This is a genomic window from Curtobacterium sp. MCLR17_058, from assembly GCF_003234705.2.
Classification (GTDB): Bacteria; Actinomycetota; Actinomycetes; order Actinomycetales; family Microbacteriaceae; genus Curtobacterium; species Curtobacterium flaccumfaciens.
In genome coordinates this window covers 23,489-37,628 of record NZ_CP126262.1, presented here as the reverse complement: position 1 = coordinate 37,628, position 14,140 = coordinate 23,489, and the positions used below count along the sequence as shown (strand labels likewise).

Sequence of the window (14,140 nt, the reverse complement as noted above, 5' to 3'; positions counted from 1 at the left end):
CCCGGCCCCAAGAGCAGGGAAGTCACATGGCATCACCGATCGCGGTCACCGCGCCGGCAGCACCGGTGCGCGGCGGGTCGCTGAAGCGGAGCCTCGGGCTCTGGGCGATCGTCGGACTCGGCCTCGGCTACATGACCCCGACGGTCGTGTTCGACACCTTCGGGATCGTCTCCGAGCAGACCGACGGCGCGGTGCCGAGCGCGTACCTCATCGCCCTCGTCATCATGGCGCTCACCGCGATCAGCTACGGGAAGATGGTGCGCGTCTACCCCGCCGCCGGTTCCGCGTACACGTACGTCCGGGAGTCGATGCACCCGAACCTCGGCTTCATGGTGGGCTGGGCGTCACTGCTCGACTACCTGCTGCTGCCGATGGTGAACGCCCTGATCATCCGGCTCTACCTGGAGCAGGTGTTCCCGGGGCTGCCCCCGTGGGTGACCGTCGTCGTGTACACGGTGTTCGTGACGACGGTGATCTGCCTGTCGATGCGCGGCACATCGAACCTGAACATGGTGCTGCTCATCGGTGCGGTCCTGGCGATGATCGCGTTCGTGGTCTTCACCGTCATCGAGCTCACCCACGGTGCCGGCGCGGGCACGATCGTCAGCGCCGAACCCTTCGTGCACGACGGCGTGACGATGTCGGCCCTGCTCACCGGAGCGACGGTGGTGTGCTTCTCGTTCATCGGCTTCGACGCCGTGACGATGTACACGGAAGAGGCGAAGTCGATCCGCATCATGCCGAAGGCGATCATGCTGACCGTACTGCTCGGCGGCGCGATCTTCCTGGTCTCCGCCTACTTCGCCCAGCTCCGCTTCCCCACCAACGCACCGTTCGGCGAGTTCACCGACGACCCGCTCCCCCAGATCGGCCTGCTCGTCGGCGGTCCGGTGTTCCAGGCGGTCCTCGTGTCGGCCGGGTTCGTCGCCGCACTCGCCTCGGGTCTCGCGTCGCACGCCAGCGTCGCCCGCATGCTCATGGTGATGGGCCGGAACAACGTCCTGCCGAAGCGGGTCTTCGGCTACGTGCACCCCCGCACGCACACCCCGGTGTTCAACGTCGTCTTCGTCGGCGCGGTCACCCTGCTGGCGATGAGCTTCTCGCTCGACACGATCGCGGCCTACATCAACTTCGGCGCGCTCATCGCGTTCACCTTCGTCAACGCCACCGTGATCGTGCACTTCGCGATCCGGAACGGACGCCGTCACACGGCGGGCGACCGCTGGCGCTACATCGTGCTGCCGGGGGTCGCGATGCTCCTGACCGGGGTGCTCTGGTCGCAGCTCCATGCCGACGCCCTGATCGCAGGAGGAGTGTGGGCGGCGATCGGGTTCGTCTACCTGCTCGTCATCACGAAGGGCTTCCGGGTCGCACCGAAGGGCTTCGACGAGAACCAGCCCGTCACCGGTGTGAACAAGCAGCTGACCGACCAGGCCTGACCGGCCACCACGAGAGGACGCCATGTACGCCGTCACCGACCCCACCACGGGCACGACCCTCGAGACCTACCCGACCATCACGGACGCCGAGCTGCACGACGCCGTCGCAGCCGCCGACCGCACGCACACCGAGTGGTCGCGGACGACGACGGTCGCCGACCGTGCAGCCCTGCTCCACCGGGTCGCGGACCTGTACCGGGAGCGGCACGCCGAACTCGCCGCCACGATCGTGCGCGAGATGGCGAAGCCGATCGACCAGGCCGAGGGCGAGGTCGACTTCTGCGCCGACATCTACGACTACTACGCCGACCACGCCGAGGAGTTCCTGGCCGACCAGCCGATCCCCCTGGCGGACGGGTCCGAGGGGTCCGCGTTCATCCGCAAGGCCTCCATCGGCGTCGTGCTCGGCATCATGCCGTGGAACTTCCCCGCGTACCAGATCGCCCGGTTCGCCGGACCGAACCTGGTCATCGGCAACACCGTCCTGCTGAAGCACGCACCGCAGTGCCCGGAGTCCGCCCTGGCCATCGAGGGGATCTTCCACGACGCCGGCTTCCCGGACGGGGCCTACACGAACGTGTTCGCGACGAACGACCAGGTCGCCGACGTCATCGCCGACCCGCGCGTGCAGGGCGTCTCGCTCACCGGTTCGGCGCGCGCCGGCGCCGCGGTCGCCGAGATCGCCGGCCGGAACCTGACGAAGGTGGTGCTCGAACTCGGCGGCTCGGACCCCTTCATCGTGCTCTCCACCGACGACCTGGACGCCGTCGTCGAGTCCGCCGTCATCACCCGGCTCGAGGGCAACGGCCAGGTCTGCAACGCCCCGAAGCGGTTCCTGGTGGTCGACGGCCTGTACGACGAGTTCCTGGCGAAGTTCACCACGGCGATCTCGGCGGTCGAACCGACCGATCCGAGCGTGCCCGGTGCCGAACTCGGTCCGTTGTCGTCCCCGGCCGCGGCCGACCGGCTGCAGGAACAGCTCGCTGCCGCCGTCGCGCAGGGTGCGACGGTCGTGACCGGCGGCGACCGCCAGGGCAACGCCTTCCTGCCGACGATCCTGACCGACGTCACACCGGACAACGACGCCTACCGCGAGGAGTTCTTCGGCCCCGTCGCCGCCGTGTACCGCGTCGCCGACGAGGACGCGGCGATCGCCCTGGCGAACGACACCCCGTACGGCCTCGGCTCGTACCTGTTCACCACCGACTCCGACCAGGCACTCCGGGTCGCCGACCGGATCGAGGCCGGCATGGTCTACGTGAACATCGTCGGCGCGGACAGCCCGGAGCTGCCGTTCGGTGGCGTCAAGGGCAGCGGCTTCGGCCGCGAGCTCGGCCCCCTGGGGGCCGACGAGTTCGTGAACAAGAAGCTGATCCGCATCGGCTGACCGACGCTGTTGGGGGCGTAGCGGTCGACTACTTTGGCTCGACGGCAGGCCCTGATCCGATAGTCACCGTCTTACGTCTCTCCCCCGAGATAACGCCAGGCGTTCAGCGGAACAGAACAATAGCGATGCTCTTGATATTTGACATGCTACGGTGTCCGGGTGCGCAGCCTGGCCCTCCTGATTGCAATGATTTTCCTCGTAGCCAAACCAACATCGAGACACCGATCGGTCGACCACGGAAGCCCACGAGCCGAGAGTGGCCTACGAAGAACCTCCACCTCAAATCCACCCGTGCACTGGCGACTTGGCGCGATACTCGTAGTGCTTGGGGCGCTCGCTGGATTCTCATATGTGCTCACTGACCCCGGGCCACCACACGCCGTCACATCGACGAACAACGGGACCAAAGTCGCTGGAGTGCGGGCCTCCTCAATTGAGGTCACATCATCTACTCGACAGCGATTGAACGCCACTATCGTAACCGAGGCGCACCTGGGCCCCCGTCCGCGCAATACCTATGCAATCGAGATCCAGAGCCCAGCTGACTCGCTGCTTTTCGATTGCAATACCGCGGCGGAGTGCCTGGAGCCGAAGTGGTTGTACTTCAATCTTGCCGAAGCGCACATCAAACGGCTCACAGCCCGAATCGACTTTGCCTCCGCGCCGTCACCAGCGACGCTGTACTACGGCGGGCCACGGAAAAAGTCACTACGGGTCCTTGCAGCGAAATCATCACGCCTCAAAGTCTTCGCCGCAGACGGCCCAGCGAACACCGAGTACTTGGCTATTCGCGTCGACGAGCCATTTCATATCAGCCGTCCCGCAGACGTTGGCGTGAAGCAACCTCTGATTCGACTTGAGATCACCCCTGGGATTGCGAACTCGATATCATCCGGATCGCAACACCTCATTCGACAGCCCGTAATACACACATTGCCCTCGAATGCCTTAGCGATTTCGCGCATCGGGGGCATCGCTGTCAATCGCTATCCGATCGCTGCCTTGGATCGGAAGATTGAGATAGTGGACGAAACCGGCGAGGCGATCCTCAATGCAGGTGTAATTTCTGCCATCTCTCGCGAAGGCCCATTAGAGGGCCCGCCCGCTGGGTACTCGCCTGTGGTCTCATACACCGACCAGTCAGAGGCACGCAGGATCAGCAGGGTGGAGACATTCTGGCTCACGACAGGATCCCTCCTCCTTGGCGGTGGTACGACCGTCCTCTTCGGTTCGATTGGTGCAGGGCAACGTCGGCACCCTCGAGTGGCGACACGTCCATGGAGTCGTCGAGATGCCTCGAGTTCGCTTCGTCCTAGATGACGGAGGTCGCAGTGCCAGCCGGCACCGCGCCTTCCGTCCGTCACCTGGTCCGGTCGCGCGTGGTCCGGTCTCAGACCGCAATCCGCCCGCCGTCCACCGGCAGGACCGCGCCGCGCACAAACGACGCTGCGGCGGTCGCGAGGAACACAATCGCCTCGGCGGGACCCGCGGCGGCGGCGCAGCTCGTCGCCCTGGGCTGACGGGACCGCGAACGGGAGGCCCGTGGCGAATCCGCCACGGGCCTCCCGTCCGTCTGGTCATCAGCGGAGCGCATCGCGATCGCAAGACTCCGTCGTCACGTTTCGACACCGCGCAACGCGGAGAACGCCGCCGAATCCGGCGGCGTCTCGCTGACCTGACTGCGTCCGATCAAGACGCCGGTGTGTTGCAGCCGGCCCCACGACGGACGGGAGGCGCGTTGCCAGCTGGCACCGCGCCTCCCGTCCGTCAATCGGTCGCCGCTACTGCTGCGGGTCGGCGGGCTCGCCGCCGGAGTCCGTGTCGCTGTCCTGCTGCGGGTCCTCCGTCGCGTCGCCCGTGGGCGACCCGTCCGGCAGGTCCTCGGTGTACTGCTCCTGGTCCTTGGTGGGGTCGCTGGACCCGTTCGCTGCGTCACTCATGGCCCGGACGGTACGCGCGAGCGCCTGGGTACGTCAGTACCTGGACAGGTCACCCAGCCGTGACCCACCGAGGCGGTTACCTCGTCGCAGCGGCCTGCGGAACGACCGCCAGGATCTCCTCGGCGACCTCGCGCCCGATGCGCACGGCACCGTCGACGTGCTGGTAGCCCTGCCCGGCCAGGTCGCTCGAGGCGAAGCGGATCGGACCGACCGCGGCACGCTGGTCGGCGCCGTAGCGGACGAGCCCGCCCAGGTCGAAGCTCGCCGCGTAGGCGCCGCGCGTCCACTCCTCGGTGCCCCAGTCGCTCTCGTAGTAGACGACCGGCGACAGGGCCTCGTCACCGTAGTAGTGCGCCAGCGAGGCGAGCACCCGGGCTCGCCGTTCCTCGGTCGACAGCGCGAACAGGTCGTCGGCGTGCTGGTCGGAGACGAACCCGACCAGCGTGCCCTGCTCGGAACCGTGCGAGGTGTTGTCGTACGCCTCGTGCACGACCTCGTACGGGCTGAACGCGGTGCCGGACAGGCCCGCCGCACGCCAGAAGGGACGGTCGTAGACGGCGTGCACCTTGATCACGAAGCCCATCGACAGGTGCTGGTGCAGCTGGTGCTGGCGTCGGGGCAGCGGCGGCTCGTACGAGATCCGCGAGTACAGGGGCGGCGGGACCGCGACGAGTGCCTGTCGGGCGTGCACCTCGATCCCGCCGTCGGCGAGCGCGACGACCCCGTCGTCGCTCCAGCGCAGCGTCCGGACCGGGGCGTTCAGGTGCACGTCGTCGCCGAGGCGCTCGGCGAGCCGTTCGGACACCTGCTGCATGCCGCCGACGACCCGCTTGTCGAGGATGAAGTCGGCGTCGACCAGGTTGGTGAAGCTGCCGGCGGACGCCGCCATCAGCAGGGCCTGCAGTGCGGAGAACGCGTGCGCGGGCTTGGTGAGCATGGCGCCGGCGATGAACAGCTCGACGTTGTCGGTCGCGACCCGGTCGGGGCTGAGGTCGTGCAGCCAGGCGCGGAACGAGACCTCGTCGAGGGCGGCTGCGTGCGGGGTCTCCCAGGGGCGCGCCGGGTCGACCTTCGCGACGTACTCGTCGACGACGGCGACGAGCCGTTCGATCTCGTTCGCCGTGGCCTCGGGGAGGGGGAAGATGTCGCCGGTGTACTCGGTCCGGGTGCCGTCGGCGTCGATGTAGACGCTGGAGCCCTCGCGGTACCGGTCGTACGTCTGCAGGCCGAGCTCGTCGAGGGTCTCGAGCAGTGCGGTCTGGTCGGGCGAGACCCACTGCCCGCCGATCTCCAGGGTCACCCCGTCGATGTCGTTCGTCCAGGTGCGGCCCCCCACGCGGTCGCGGGCCTCGAGCACGGCGACCCGCAGGCCGGCGGCGCGCAGGCGGGTCGCGGCGGTGAGACCGGCGACACCGGCTCCGATGACGACGACGTCCTTCTCGATCATCGAGCTGCTCCTTGTGCGGTCGTGGTGCTGTCGGTGTGCCGGAACGGGTCCGGGGTGAGCGTGTACATGGTCTCGAGGTACTCGGCGATGCCCTCGCCGCCGCCCTCGCGACCGAGGCCGGACTGCTTCACGCCGCCGAACGGTGCCGAGGCGTTCGACACGACCCCGGTGTTCAGCCCCAGCATGCCGGTCTCGAGCCGCTCCATCAGGCGCTGCCCGCGTGCCGGGTCCTCGGTGAACGCGTAGCCGACCAGACCGTACTCGGTGTCGTTCGCGGCGGCCACGGCCTCGTCCTCGGAGCGGAACGTGCGGATCGCGAGCACCGGCCCGAAGATCTCGTCGTCGAGGATCGCACTGCCCGGCTGCACGTCGGTCAGGACGGTCGGCGCGTAGAACGTGCCGGGCCCGTCGACCGGGTGCCCGCCGGTGCGGACCGTCGCCCCACGCTCGACCGCGTCGGTGACCAGGCGGTGCGCCTTGTCCACGGCGCGGGCGTCGATGAGCGGCCCGATGGCGACGCCGTCCTCGGTCCCCCGGCCGACCCGCATCGCGGCGACCCGTTCGGTGACCCGGCGGGTGAACTCGTCGGCGACGTCCTCGTGCACCAGGAACCGGTTCGCGGCGGTGCAGGCCTGGCCGGTGTTCCGGAACTTCGCGGCGAGCGCGCCCTCCACCGCCAGGTCGAGGTCGGCGTCGGCGAACACCAGGAACGGGGCGTTGCCCCCGAGCTCCATGCTCGTCCGGAGCACGTTCTGCGCCGCCTGGCCGAGCAGCGTCCGTCCGACCGGCGTCGAACCGGTGAACGACAGCTTCCGCAGGCGGGGGTCGGCGATCACGGGCGCGGAGACGTCGGCGGCGTGCGTGGTCGGGACGACGTTGACCACCCCGGCGGGCACGCCGGCCTCGACGAGCAGGTCGGCGAACAGCAGGGTGGTCAGCGGCGTCAGTTCGGCCGGCTTCACGACGACGGTGCAGCCGGCGGCGAGCGCCGGAGCGATCTTGCGGGTCGCCATCGCCAACGGGAAGTTCCAGGGCGTGATCAGGAACGCGGGCCCGACGGGCTTCTGCGAGACGGTGGCGCGGCCGGTCCCCTCGGGGTTGGTGCCGTACGAACCACCGATGCGGACCGCTTCCTCCGAGAACCAGCGGAGGAACTCACCGCCGTACGCGACCTCGCCGCGGGCCTCGGCCAGGGGCTTGCCCATCTCCAGCGTCATCAGGAGCGCGAACTCCTCGCGTCGCTCCTGCAGCAGGTCGAACGCGCGGCGCAGCACCTCGGCGCGCTGCCGCGGCGGCGTCGCCGCCCAGCCGTGCCGTGCGGCGACGGCGGCGTCGAGCGCCTTCCGGCCGTCCTCGGGCGAGGCGTCGGCGATGTGCAGGAGTGTTTCGCCGGTCGCAGGGTCGACGACGGCGAAGGTCGCGTCGTCGGCCGCCGGCTGCCAGACACCGTCGACCAGGAGGCCCGTGGGGACGCGGTCGAGCACCGCCTGTTCGGCGGCTGGTCCGGTGGCGTCGGGGACGCTGGGCCAGGCTGTCGCGGGGATGGTCGCGCTCACGACGCGGCCAGCCCGTCGAGGACGACGGTCAGGCCGTCGCGGAGCAGGTCGTCGTCGATCGACAGCGGCGGCAGGAAGCGCACGACGTTGCCGTACGTGCCGGCCGTGAGGGCGATGACCCCGTGCTCGAACGCGTGCCGCACCACCCGTCCGGTGAGCCCGGGGTCGGGATCACCGGTGGCGGGGTCGACGAGCTCCATCGCGACCATCGCACCTCGACCGCGGACGTCGCCGATGCGGGGGTCATCTGCCTGGGCGCTGCGCAGGGCGTCGAGCAGGACCGTGCCGATCGCCCCGGCGCGCTCGACGAAACCGTCGTGCTCGAAGGCGTCGATGGCCGCGAGGGCTGCGGCGCAGGCGATCGGGTTGCCGCCGTACGTCCCGCCGAGGCCACCGACGTGGGCGGAGTCCATGATCGCCGCACGCCCGGTCACGCCGGACAGCGGGAGTCCGCCGGCCATGCCCTTGGCGGTCGTGACGACGTCGGGCACGATCCCCTCGTGCTCGCTGGCGAACATCGCCCCGGTGCGGGCGAACCCGGTCTGCACCTCGTCGGCGATGAACACGACGCCGTTGGCGGTGGTCCACTCGGACAGCGCGGTCAGGAACCCCGGTGCCGGGACGACGAAGCCGCCCTCGCCCTGGATCGGTTCGATCAGGACCGCGGCGGTGTTCTCGGCGCCGACCTGCTTCTCGATCTGGCTGATCGCACGCTTCGCCGCTTCGGGCCCCGACAGCCCGTCGTGGAACGGGTACGACATCGGGACGCGGTAGACCTCGGGTGCGAACGGCCCGAAGCCGTTCTTGTAGGGCTGGTTCTTCGCGGTCAGCGCCATCGTCAGGTTCGTGCGGCCGTGGTAGGCGTGGTCGAAGACGACGACGGCCTGCCGACCGGTGTGCTTCCGGGCGATCTTGACAGCGTTCTCGACGGCCTCGGCCCCGGAGTTGAACAGCGCCGTCCGCTTCTCGTGATCGCCGGGGGTCAGCCGGTTGAGCGCCTCGGCGACGGCGACGTACCCGTCGTAGGCGGCGATGGTGAAGCACGTGTGCGTGAAGGCCGCGACCTGCTCGGTGACGGCGGCGACCACGCCGGGGTGGGCGTTGCCCACCGACGTCACGGCGATCCCGGACCCGAGGTCGACGAACGAGTTGCCGTCGGCGTCGACCACCACGCCGCCACCGGCCGCGACGACCGCGATGGGCACGGCGACGCCGACCCCGGCCGCGACGGCGCCGGCCTTCCGGGCGAGCAGCTCCTGCGATCGCGGACCCGGGACGGCGGTGACGAGCCGTCGTTCCTGGGGCAGCGACGGGCCGCCGGTGGTCGGTCGGGTCGCGGACGCTGCGGTGGAGGACATGCCGCGATGGTAGGAGCCACCACCCCACACTCGTACTGTCCACGGCGTACATCGACCCCCAGGCGGATCGACCCGGTGGATAGGGTGACGGCATGCCCGCAACGCTGCGCTCCCTGCTGCACCGGCGTGAACTCCACCTGCGCCCACTCACGGACGCGGACGAACACGCCCTCGATGCCCCGCTGTCCTGGCTGCACAGCTCGGACCTCGAGGACCCGACGCCGTTCCTCGCCGAGGGACAGGGGCTGCTCACGACCGGCACGCAGTTCGGTGCCGAGGCCGACGTCCGCGACGACGTCGCCGAGGCCTACGTCCGGCGGCTCGTGGACCGCGGTGTCGTGGCGCTCGGGTTCGGCACCGAGGTGGTCCGCGCCGGCACCCCCGACGCCCTGGTCACCGCCTGCACCGGGCACGGACTGCCGCTGTTCGAGGTCCCCTACGAGACCTCCTTCATCGCGGTCGCGCAGGCCAACGCCGAAGCGGTCGCGCGGGACGCCAACGCGCGCGGCGCCTGGGCCCTCGCCGCGCAGCGCGCCATCTCCCTCGCCGCGATGCGACCGGACGGACTCGGCGCGACCATCGCCGAGCTCTCCCGCCAGCTCGACGGGTGGGTCGGCCTGTTCGACGTCTCCGGTCGGCTCGACCGCGGACACCCCGCCGACGCGCTACCCGCTGCCGACCTCGACCTCCTGCGGACCGAGGCGCTGCGGCTGCTGCGCTCCGGGCAGCGGGCGAGCCTGCCGGTCGCCACGGACCGGGGCGTCGGGTACACCCTGCAGACGCTCGGCAGCGGCGGGCACCTGAGCGGCGTGCTCGCGATCGCGAACGGCGGAGCACTCGACCGGGCCGGACGCGAGGTCGTCACGGCCGTGATCGCCCTGGCCGGCCTCGCCCTGCAGCAGAACCGCGAGCTCGCCCGTGCCCGCGGACTCCTGCGGACCGGACTCCTCACGATGCTGTCCGTCGGCGAACCCGAGGTGGTGCAGGCGACGTCCCGCGAGGTGTGGGGGCCGCTGCCCGCCGAACCCGTCCGGATCGCGGCCGTCGACGTCCCCGACCACGAACTCGACACCGTGGTGGACCTGCTCGAACTATGGGTGCAGGAGCGTCCGGGGCACCTGTTCTTCGCGGTCGACGACGCCGTGTTCCTCTGCGTGACCGCGGACGACACCGGGATCGTCGCCGAACTCGTCGACCGCTTCGACCTGCGCGCCGGCCTGTCCGACGGCGCCGCGTACCGGTCGTTCGGACGCGCCCGCACCGAGGCCGTGCAGGCACTCGACCGACGTCGTGAAGGACGCCCGGGCACCACCGAGTTCGGCGACCTCGCACGAGAAGGGGTGCTCGCCCACCTCGCCCACGTCGACGTGGACGCCGGTGCGGTCGCCCGCGCGTTCCTCGCCCCGCTGCTCGACCACGACCGCGCCGCCGGCACCGAGCTCACGGGCACGGTCCGGACCTGGCTGCAGGAGAACTGCGAGTACGACCGCACCGCACGGGTCCTCGGCATCCACCGGCACACCGCCCGCGCCCGGGTGGAGCACGCCGGTCGGCTCCTCGACCGTGACCTCTCCGTCTTCTCGACCCGGGCCGACCTCTGGGCAGCCTTCGTGGTCGAGGGCGCGTGATGCGCGGATACGGTGGGACGATGCCGTCGACAACGGCCCGCCGGCGCCTGAGCCCGGCCGAACGCGGAGCCCAGATCACGGCGGCCGCCGTCGACCTGGCGCGTGCCGAGGGCCTCGCGGCGGTGACGCTCCGCGGGGTCGCCGCCGTGATCGGGGTCGCGCCCTCGCTCGTCGCCCACTACCGCCCGAGCATGGAGGACCTGGTCGGTGAGACGTTCCGCACCGTCGCGGACGCCGAGGTCGCCGAGGTCCGCGCGATCGTCGCCGCTGCGCCCGACCCCGTCGCCGGTCTCCGCACCCTGCTCGGTTGCATCGCCGATCCCGCCCGCGACGACGTCGCCACCCTGTGGGCGGACGCTTGGAGCATCGGCCGCACGAACGCGGCACTGGCGACCGCGGCACGGGACGTCATGGACGACTGGCAGCTCCTCGCCACCACGGTCGTCGCCGACGGGGTGCGCGCGGGGGTGCTGCACACCGACGACCCGGACGGCGTCGGACGCCTGCTCTTCGCGCTCGTCGACGCCACCAACGGGTACGCCCTGGTCGACTACCTCGACCGCCCGACCCGCGAGGGCCTGGTCCGCACGACGATCGCACGAGCGGTGGGCCTGGACGGGTCAGCCCTGTCGGGGTGACACCCGCCGCAGTGCCACTGACCGCATTGCCACCCACTGCAGCAGCATGATCGTCTTGCCGTCGGCGATCCGACCGTCCGCCACCATCGCGAGCGCCTCGTCGAGCTGCACCTCGAGCACCTCGATGTCCTCACCCTCGTCCTCAATGCCGCCCCCGGCCTCGACCCGGTCGGCCGGCGTGTACGCGCCGAGGTAGAAGTGCACCCGCTCGGTGACCGAACCGGGGCTCATGAACACGTCGCCCAGGTGCTCGAGCGCACCGAGCCGGATGCCGAGCTCCTCGACCGCTTCACGCCGCACCGCGGTCTCGGGATCGTCCTCGTCGAGCAGTCCCGCCGCGGCCTCGATCAACATGCCGTCCGGGTGTCCGTTCACGTACGCGGGCCACCGGAACTGCCGCGTGAGCAGGACGGTGCCGCGCTCGGCGTCGTACGGCAGCACCGTCGCGCCGTTCCCGCGGTCGTAGGTCTCGCGCTGCTGCCGGTCCCACCGACCGTCACGGCGCCGGACGTCGAGGGTCGTGCGGCGGAGCACGTGCCAGCCGTTCGACACCACCTCGACGTCCCGCACGACGACGTCGGGGTTGCGATCGAGGGCACGGCCCACGGCGTCGAGGCCCGTCCGACCACGGTCGTCGGGGACGTCCACTCCGGGACGCTGGACGGTGGTGCGTTCGTCGGTCACCCGGTCACCGTAGCGGGGCACCTCGGCAGGACCCCGTCCGCTCGGTACGCTCGATGTGCCGCACCAGGGAGCGGCAGAGGACGGTGCAGCATGACCAGGACGTTCATCCTCCGACGACCGGACCGACCGCAGGTGGTCACCGTGTCCTTCGTGCTGTGGTTGGTGTGGGTGGCAGCCTGCGTCGCGGCCACGGTGCTCCAGTTCTTCGCGACGGACGCGGCGGTCGGCCAGGCGCCGGTCCTCGCCGGGATCGTCGCCCTGGTGCTCTGGGCCCTGGTGACGTGGGCGGTGTTCCGGACGGCCGCTGGCTCCCGCGTCGCGCGCATCGTGCTCGTCGTCGTCGCGGCCTTCCGCGCGCTCCTGAGCGTCACCGGCGGCGAACTCGCGGTCCTGACGATCGCACTGTCGGTCGTCGCCGCGGTCCTGCTCTTCCTGCCCAGCGCGCGCCCGTTCTTCGCCCCGCAGCAGGCCCGGAGAGCCGACCACGGGTTCGACGGAACCGGCGTGTCGGGGCCGAGCCGTGCCTCCAGGCCGGATGCCGACCACACGACGGACGCCGACCGGGGCTGAGGCCGGACCCGTCGACGGCCGTCCCCGGCCCGGCCAGAGAAACAGGAAAGGCCCCGGATTCCTCCGGGGCCTTTCCTGTTTTCGCCTGGTGCGCGAGGGGGGACTTGAACCCCCACGCCGTTTCCAGCACACGGACCTGAACCGTGCGCGTCTACCAATTCCGCCACTCGCGCCAGCCCCGAAACACTACCACGCACAGACGGGTGTCAACGCCAACCACTACCATGCAGTGGTTGACGACCGACGACACGGGAGACGCATGGGCCTGCTGGACAACTTCGAGCGAGGGTTGGAACGCGCCGTCAACGGCGCGTTCGCGAAGACCTTCCGCTCCGGGGTGCAGCCCGTCGAGATCTCGAGCGCCCTGCGGCGCGAGCTCGACACGAAGGCCGCGGTGGTCTCCCGCGAGCGCATCCTCGTGCCGAACGAGTTCACCGTGCGCCTGGCACCGCCGGACTTCACGCGCATGAACGACGTCGGTCGCCCGCTCATCGACGAACTGACCCAGATGGTGCACCAACACGCCGTCGCGCAGAACTACTCGTTCTCCGGCCCGGTCACCATCCGGCTCCAGCAGGACGGCACGCTCTCGACGGGCATCCTGCAGGTCGACTCCACCACCGTGCAGCGCGACGTCGCCTGGATCCCGGTGCTCGACATCGGCTCGCAGCGACACCGACTGCACCGCGGACGCACGGTGATCGGGCGCGGCAGCGACGCGGACATCACCATCGCGGACACCGGGACGAGCCGGAAGCACGTCGAGGTGCTGTGGGACGGCAAGCACGCCCAGGCCACCGATCTCGGCTCCACGAACGGCTCGAAACTGAACGGTCAGCACTTCCAGCAGGCGATCGTTGAGCCGGACTCCACCATCGAGATCGGTCGTACCCGTATGGTGTTCCGGGTGATCCCGGAGAACGACGGAGGTGCTCGATGACCACAGGCCTGACCCTGCTCGTCCTGCGCTTCGCGTTCCTCGCCGTGCTCTGGCTGTTCGTCTTCGTGATCGTGTTCGCCCTGCGCAGCGATCTCTTCGGCCAGCGCGTCCGCACGATCCCGACCGATCCCAAGTCGGCGCCGTCCGGGCCAAGCACCCCCACCGTCCCCGCTGCAGCGGCCCCCGGGCCCGCCTCGAGCGGTGCCTTCACCGACGTGATCGGTCAACCGGGTGGTGGGCAGCGGCCCGCCTCGCCGGCCGCGGCCCGACTCGTCATCACCGAGGGTGCGCGCGAGGGCATGGAGATGCCGCTGGGTGGCGGCCCCATCACGATCGGGCGTTCGAGCGAGTCGAACGTCGTGATCCGTGACGACTACACCTCGACCAACCACGCCCGCCTCGACCTCCGCGCCGACGGCTGGCTCCTCACCGACCTCGAGTCCACGAACGGCACCTTCGTCAACGGTCAGAAGGTGAGCGCTCCCGTCCTCGTGGCAGAGGGCACGCCCATCACGATCGGGACGACGACGTTCGAGCTGCGGCGGTAACCCGG

At 70.2% G+C, this 14,140-nt stretch carries 12 protein-coding genes and 1 tRNA gene; 7 read left to right on the top strand and 6 right to left on the bottom strand.

Annotated features, from left to right (window positions below):
- Nucleotides 1–26 precede the first annotated feature (26 nt).
- Both DEJ11_RS00165 and DEJ11_RS00160 read left to right on the top strand, forming a co-directional pair.
- Nucleotides 27–1,439, top strand: a complete 1,413-nt coding sequence (locus DEJ11_RS00165; protein WP_111028824.1) for an APC family permease — start codon at nt 27–29, stop codon at nt 1,437–1,439.
- A gap of 22 nt (nt 1,440–1,461) precedes the next feature.
- Nucleotides 1,462–2,826 carry an NAD-dependent succinate-semialdehyde dehydrogenase gene (locus tag DEJ11_RS00160; protein WP_111102797.1) on the top strand — a complete coding sequence of 455 codons (1,365 nt, stop codon included), beginning with the start codon at nt 1,462–1,464 and terminating at the stop codon, nt 2,824–2,826.
- Nucleotides 2,827–4,607: 1,781 nt separating this feature from the next.
- Here DEJ11_RS00160 and DEJ11_RS00155 read toward each other — a convergent pair.
- The 4 genes from DEJ11_RS00155 to gabT all read right to left on the bottom strand — a co-directional run bounded on the left by DEJ11_RS00155 (nt 4,608) and on the right by gabT (nt 9,127).
- Nucleotides 4,608–4,766: a hypothetical protein gene (locus tag DEJ11_RS00155; RefSeq protein WP_155896911.1), complete on the bottom strand. Its 159-nt coding sequence runs from the start codon at nt 4,764–4,766 to the stop codon at nt 4,608–4,610.
- A gap of 76 nt (nt 4,767–4,842) precedes the next feature.
- On the bottom strand, nt 4,843–6,213 hold the full coding sequence (locus tag DEJ11_RS00150; protein ID WP_111102796.1) for a flavin monoamine oxidase family protein: 1,371 nt from the start codon (nt 6,211–6,213) through the stop codon (nt 4,843–4,845).
- The gene (locus DEJ11_RS00145) at nt 6,210–7,697 is read right to left on the bottom strand and encodes an NAD-dependent succinate-semialdehyde dehydrogenase (RefSeq protein ID WP_111102877.1); all 1,488 of its coding nucleotides are present in this window, start codon (nt 7,695–7,697) and stop codon (nt 6,210–6,212) included. The genes DEJ11_RS00150 and DEJ11_RS00145 overlap by 4 nt, the downstream gene beginning before the upstream one ends.
- Nucleotides 7,698–7,765: 68 nt before the next feature.
- On the bottom strand, nt 7,766–9,127 hold the full coding sequence (gene gabT, locus DEJ11_RS00140; protein WP_111102795.1) for a 4-aminobutyrate--2-oxoglutarate transaminase: 1,362 nt from the start codon (nt 9,125–9,127) through the stop codon (nt 7,766–7,768).
- A gap of 92 nt (nt 9,128–9,219) precedes the next feature.
- Between gabT and DEJ11_RS00135 the strand changes: the two genes are divergently transcribed.
- Together DEJ11_RS00135 and DEJ11_RS00130 are read left to right on the top strand one after the other, a co-directional pair.
- On the top strand, nt 9,220–10,755 hold the full coding sequence (locus DEJ11_RS00135; RefSeq protein WP_111102794.1) for a PucR family transcriptional regulator: 1,536 nt from the start codon (nt 9,220–9,222) through the stop codon (nt 10,753–10,755).
- Nucleotides 10,756–10,775: 20 nt separating this feature from the next.
- A complete protein-coding gene (locus DEJ11_RS00130) occupies nt 10,776–11,393 on the top strand; it encodes a TetR/AcrR family transcriptional regulator (protein WP_181440774.1) in 618 nt (205 codons plus the stop codon).
- Here DEJ11_RS00130 and DEJ11_RS00125 read toward each other — a convergent pair.
- Entirely contained in the window at nt 11,376–12,077 is a 702-nt protein-coding gene (locus DEJ11_RS00125; protein ID WP_111102876.1) for an NUDIX domain-containing protein, read from the bottom strand. The genes DEJ11_RS00130 and DEJ11_RS00125 overlap by 18 nt on opposite strands.
- A 90-nt stretch (nt 12,078–12,167) precedes the next feature.
- Between DEJ11_RS00125 and DEJ11_RS00120 the strand changes: the two genes are divergently transcribed.
- Nucleotides 12,168–12,647 (top strand): hypothetical protein, encoded by a 480-nt coding sequence (locus DEJ11_RS00120; protein ID WP_111102791.1) that lies wholly within the window; start codon nt 12,168–12,170, stop codon nt 12,645–12,647.
- Nucleotides 12,648–12,733: 86 nt separating this feature from the next.
- Here the strand turns inward: DEJ11_RS00120 and DEJ11_RS00115 are convergent.
- Nucleotides 12,734–12,820, bottom strand: a tRNA-Leu gene (locus tag DEJ11_RS00115).
- A gap of 86 nt (nt 12,821–12,906) precedes the next feature.
- On the opposite strand from DEJ11_RS00115, the gene DEJ11_RS00110 reads away from it, so the two are divergent.
- Entirely contained in the window at nt 12,907–13,587 is a 681-nt protein-coding gene (locus tag DEJ11_RS00110; protein ID WP_110863674.1) for an FHA domain-containing protein, read from the top strand.
- Nucleotides 13,584–14,135 carry an FHA domain-containing protein FhaB/FipA gene (locus DEJ11_RS00105; RefSeq protein WP_111022491.1) on the top strand — a complete coding sequence of 184 codons (552 nt, stop codon included), beginning with the start codon at nt 13,584–13,586 and terminating at the stop codon, nt 14,133–14,135. The genes DEJ11_RS00110 and DEJ11_RS00105 overlap by 4 nt, the downstream gene beginning before the upstream one ends.
- Nucleotides 14,136–14,140: the final 5 nt, after the last annotated feature.

Coding starts and splice junctions, on each gene's coding strand:
- DEJ11_RS00165 (WP_111028824.1), top strand. CDS start 27: ATGGCATCACCGATCGCGGTCACCGCGCCGGCAGCACCGGTGCGCGGC.
- DEJ11_RS00160 (WP_111102797.1), top strand. CDS start 1,462: ATGTACGCCGTCACCGACCCCACCACGGGCACGACCCTCGAGACCTAC.
- DEJ11_RS00155 (WP_155896911.1), bottom strand. CDS start 4,766: ATGAGTGACGCAGCGAACGGGTCCAGCGACCCCACCAAGGACCAGGAG.
- DEJ11_RS00150 (WP_111102796.1), bottom strand. CDS start 6,213: ATGATCGAGAAGGACGTCGTCGTCATCGGAGCCGGTGTCGCCGGTCTC.
- gabT (WP_111102795.1), bottom strand. CDS start 9,127: ATGTCCTCCACCGCAGCGTCCGCGACCCGACCGACCACCGGCGGCCCG.
- DEJ11_RS00135 (WP_111102794.1), top strand. CDS start 9,220: ATGCCCGCAACGCTGCGCTCCCTGCTGCACCGGCGTGAACTCCACCTG.
- DEJ11_RS00130 (WP_181440774.1), top strand. CDS start 10,776: ATGCCGTCGACAACGGCCCGCCGGCGCCTGAGCCCGGCCGAACGCGGA.
- DEJ11_RS00120 (WP_111102791.1), top strand. CDS start 12,168: ATGACCAGGACGTTCATCCTCCGACGACCGGACCGACCGCAGGTGGTC.
- DEJ11_RS00110 (WP_110863674.1), top strand. CDS start 12,907: ATGGGCCTGCTGGACAACTTCGAGCGAGGGTTGGAACGCGCCGTCAAC.
- DEJ11_RS00105 (WP_111022491.1), top strand. CDS start 13,584: ATGACCACAGGCCTGACCCTGCTCGTCCTGCGCTTCGCGTTCCTCGCC.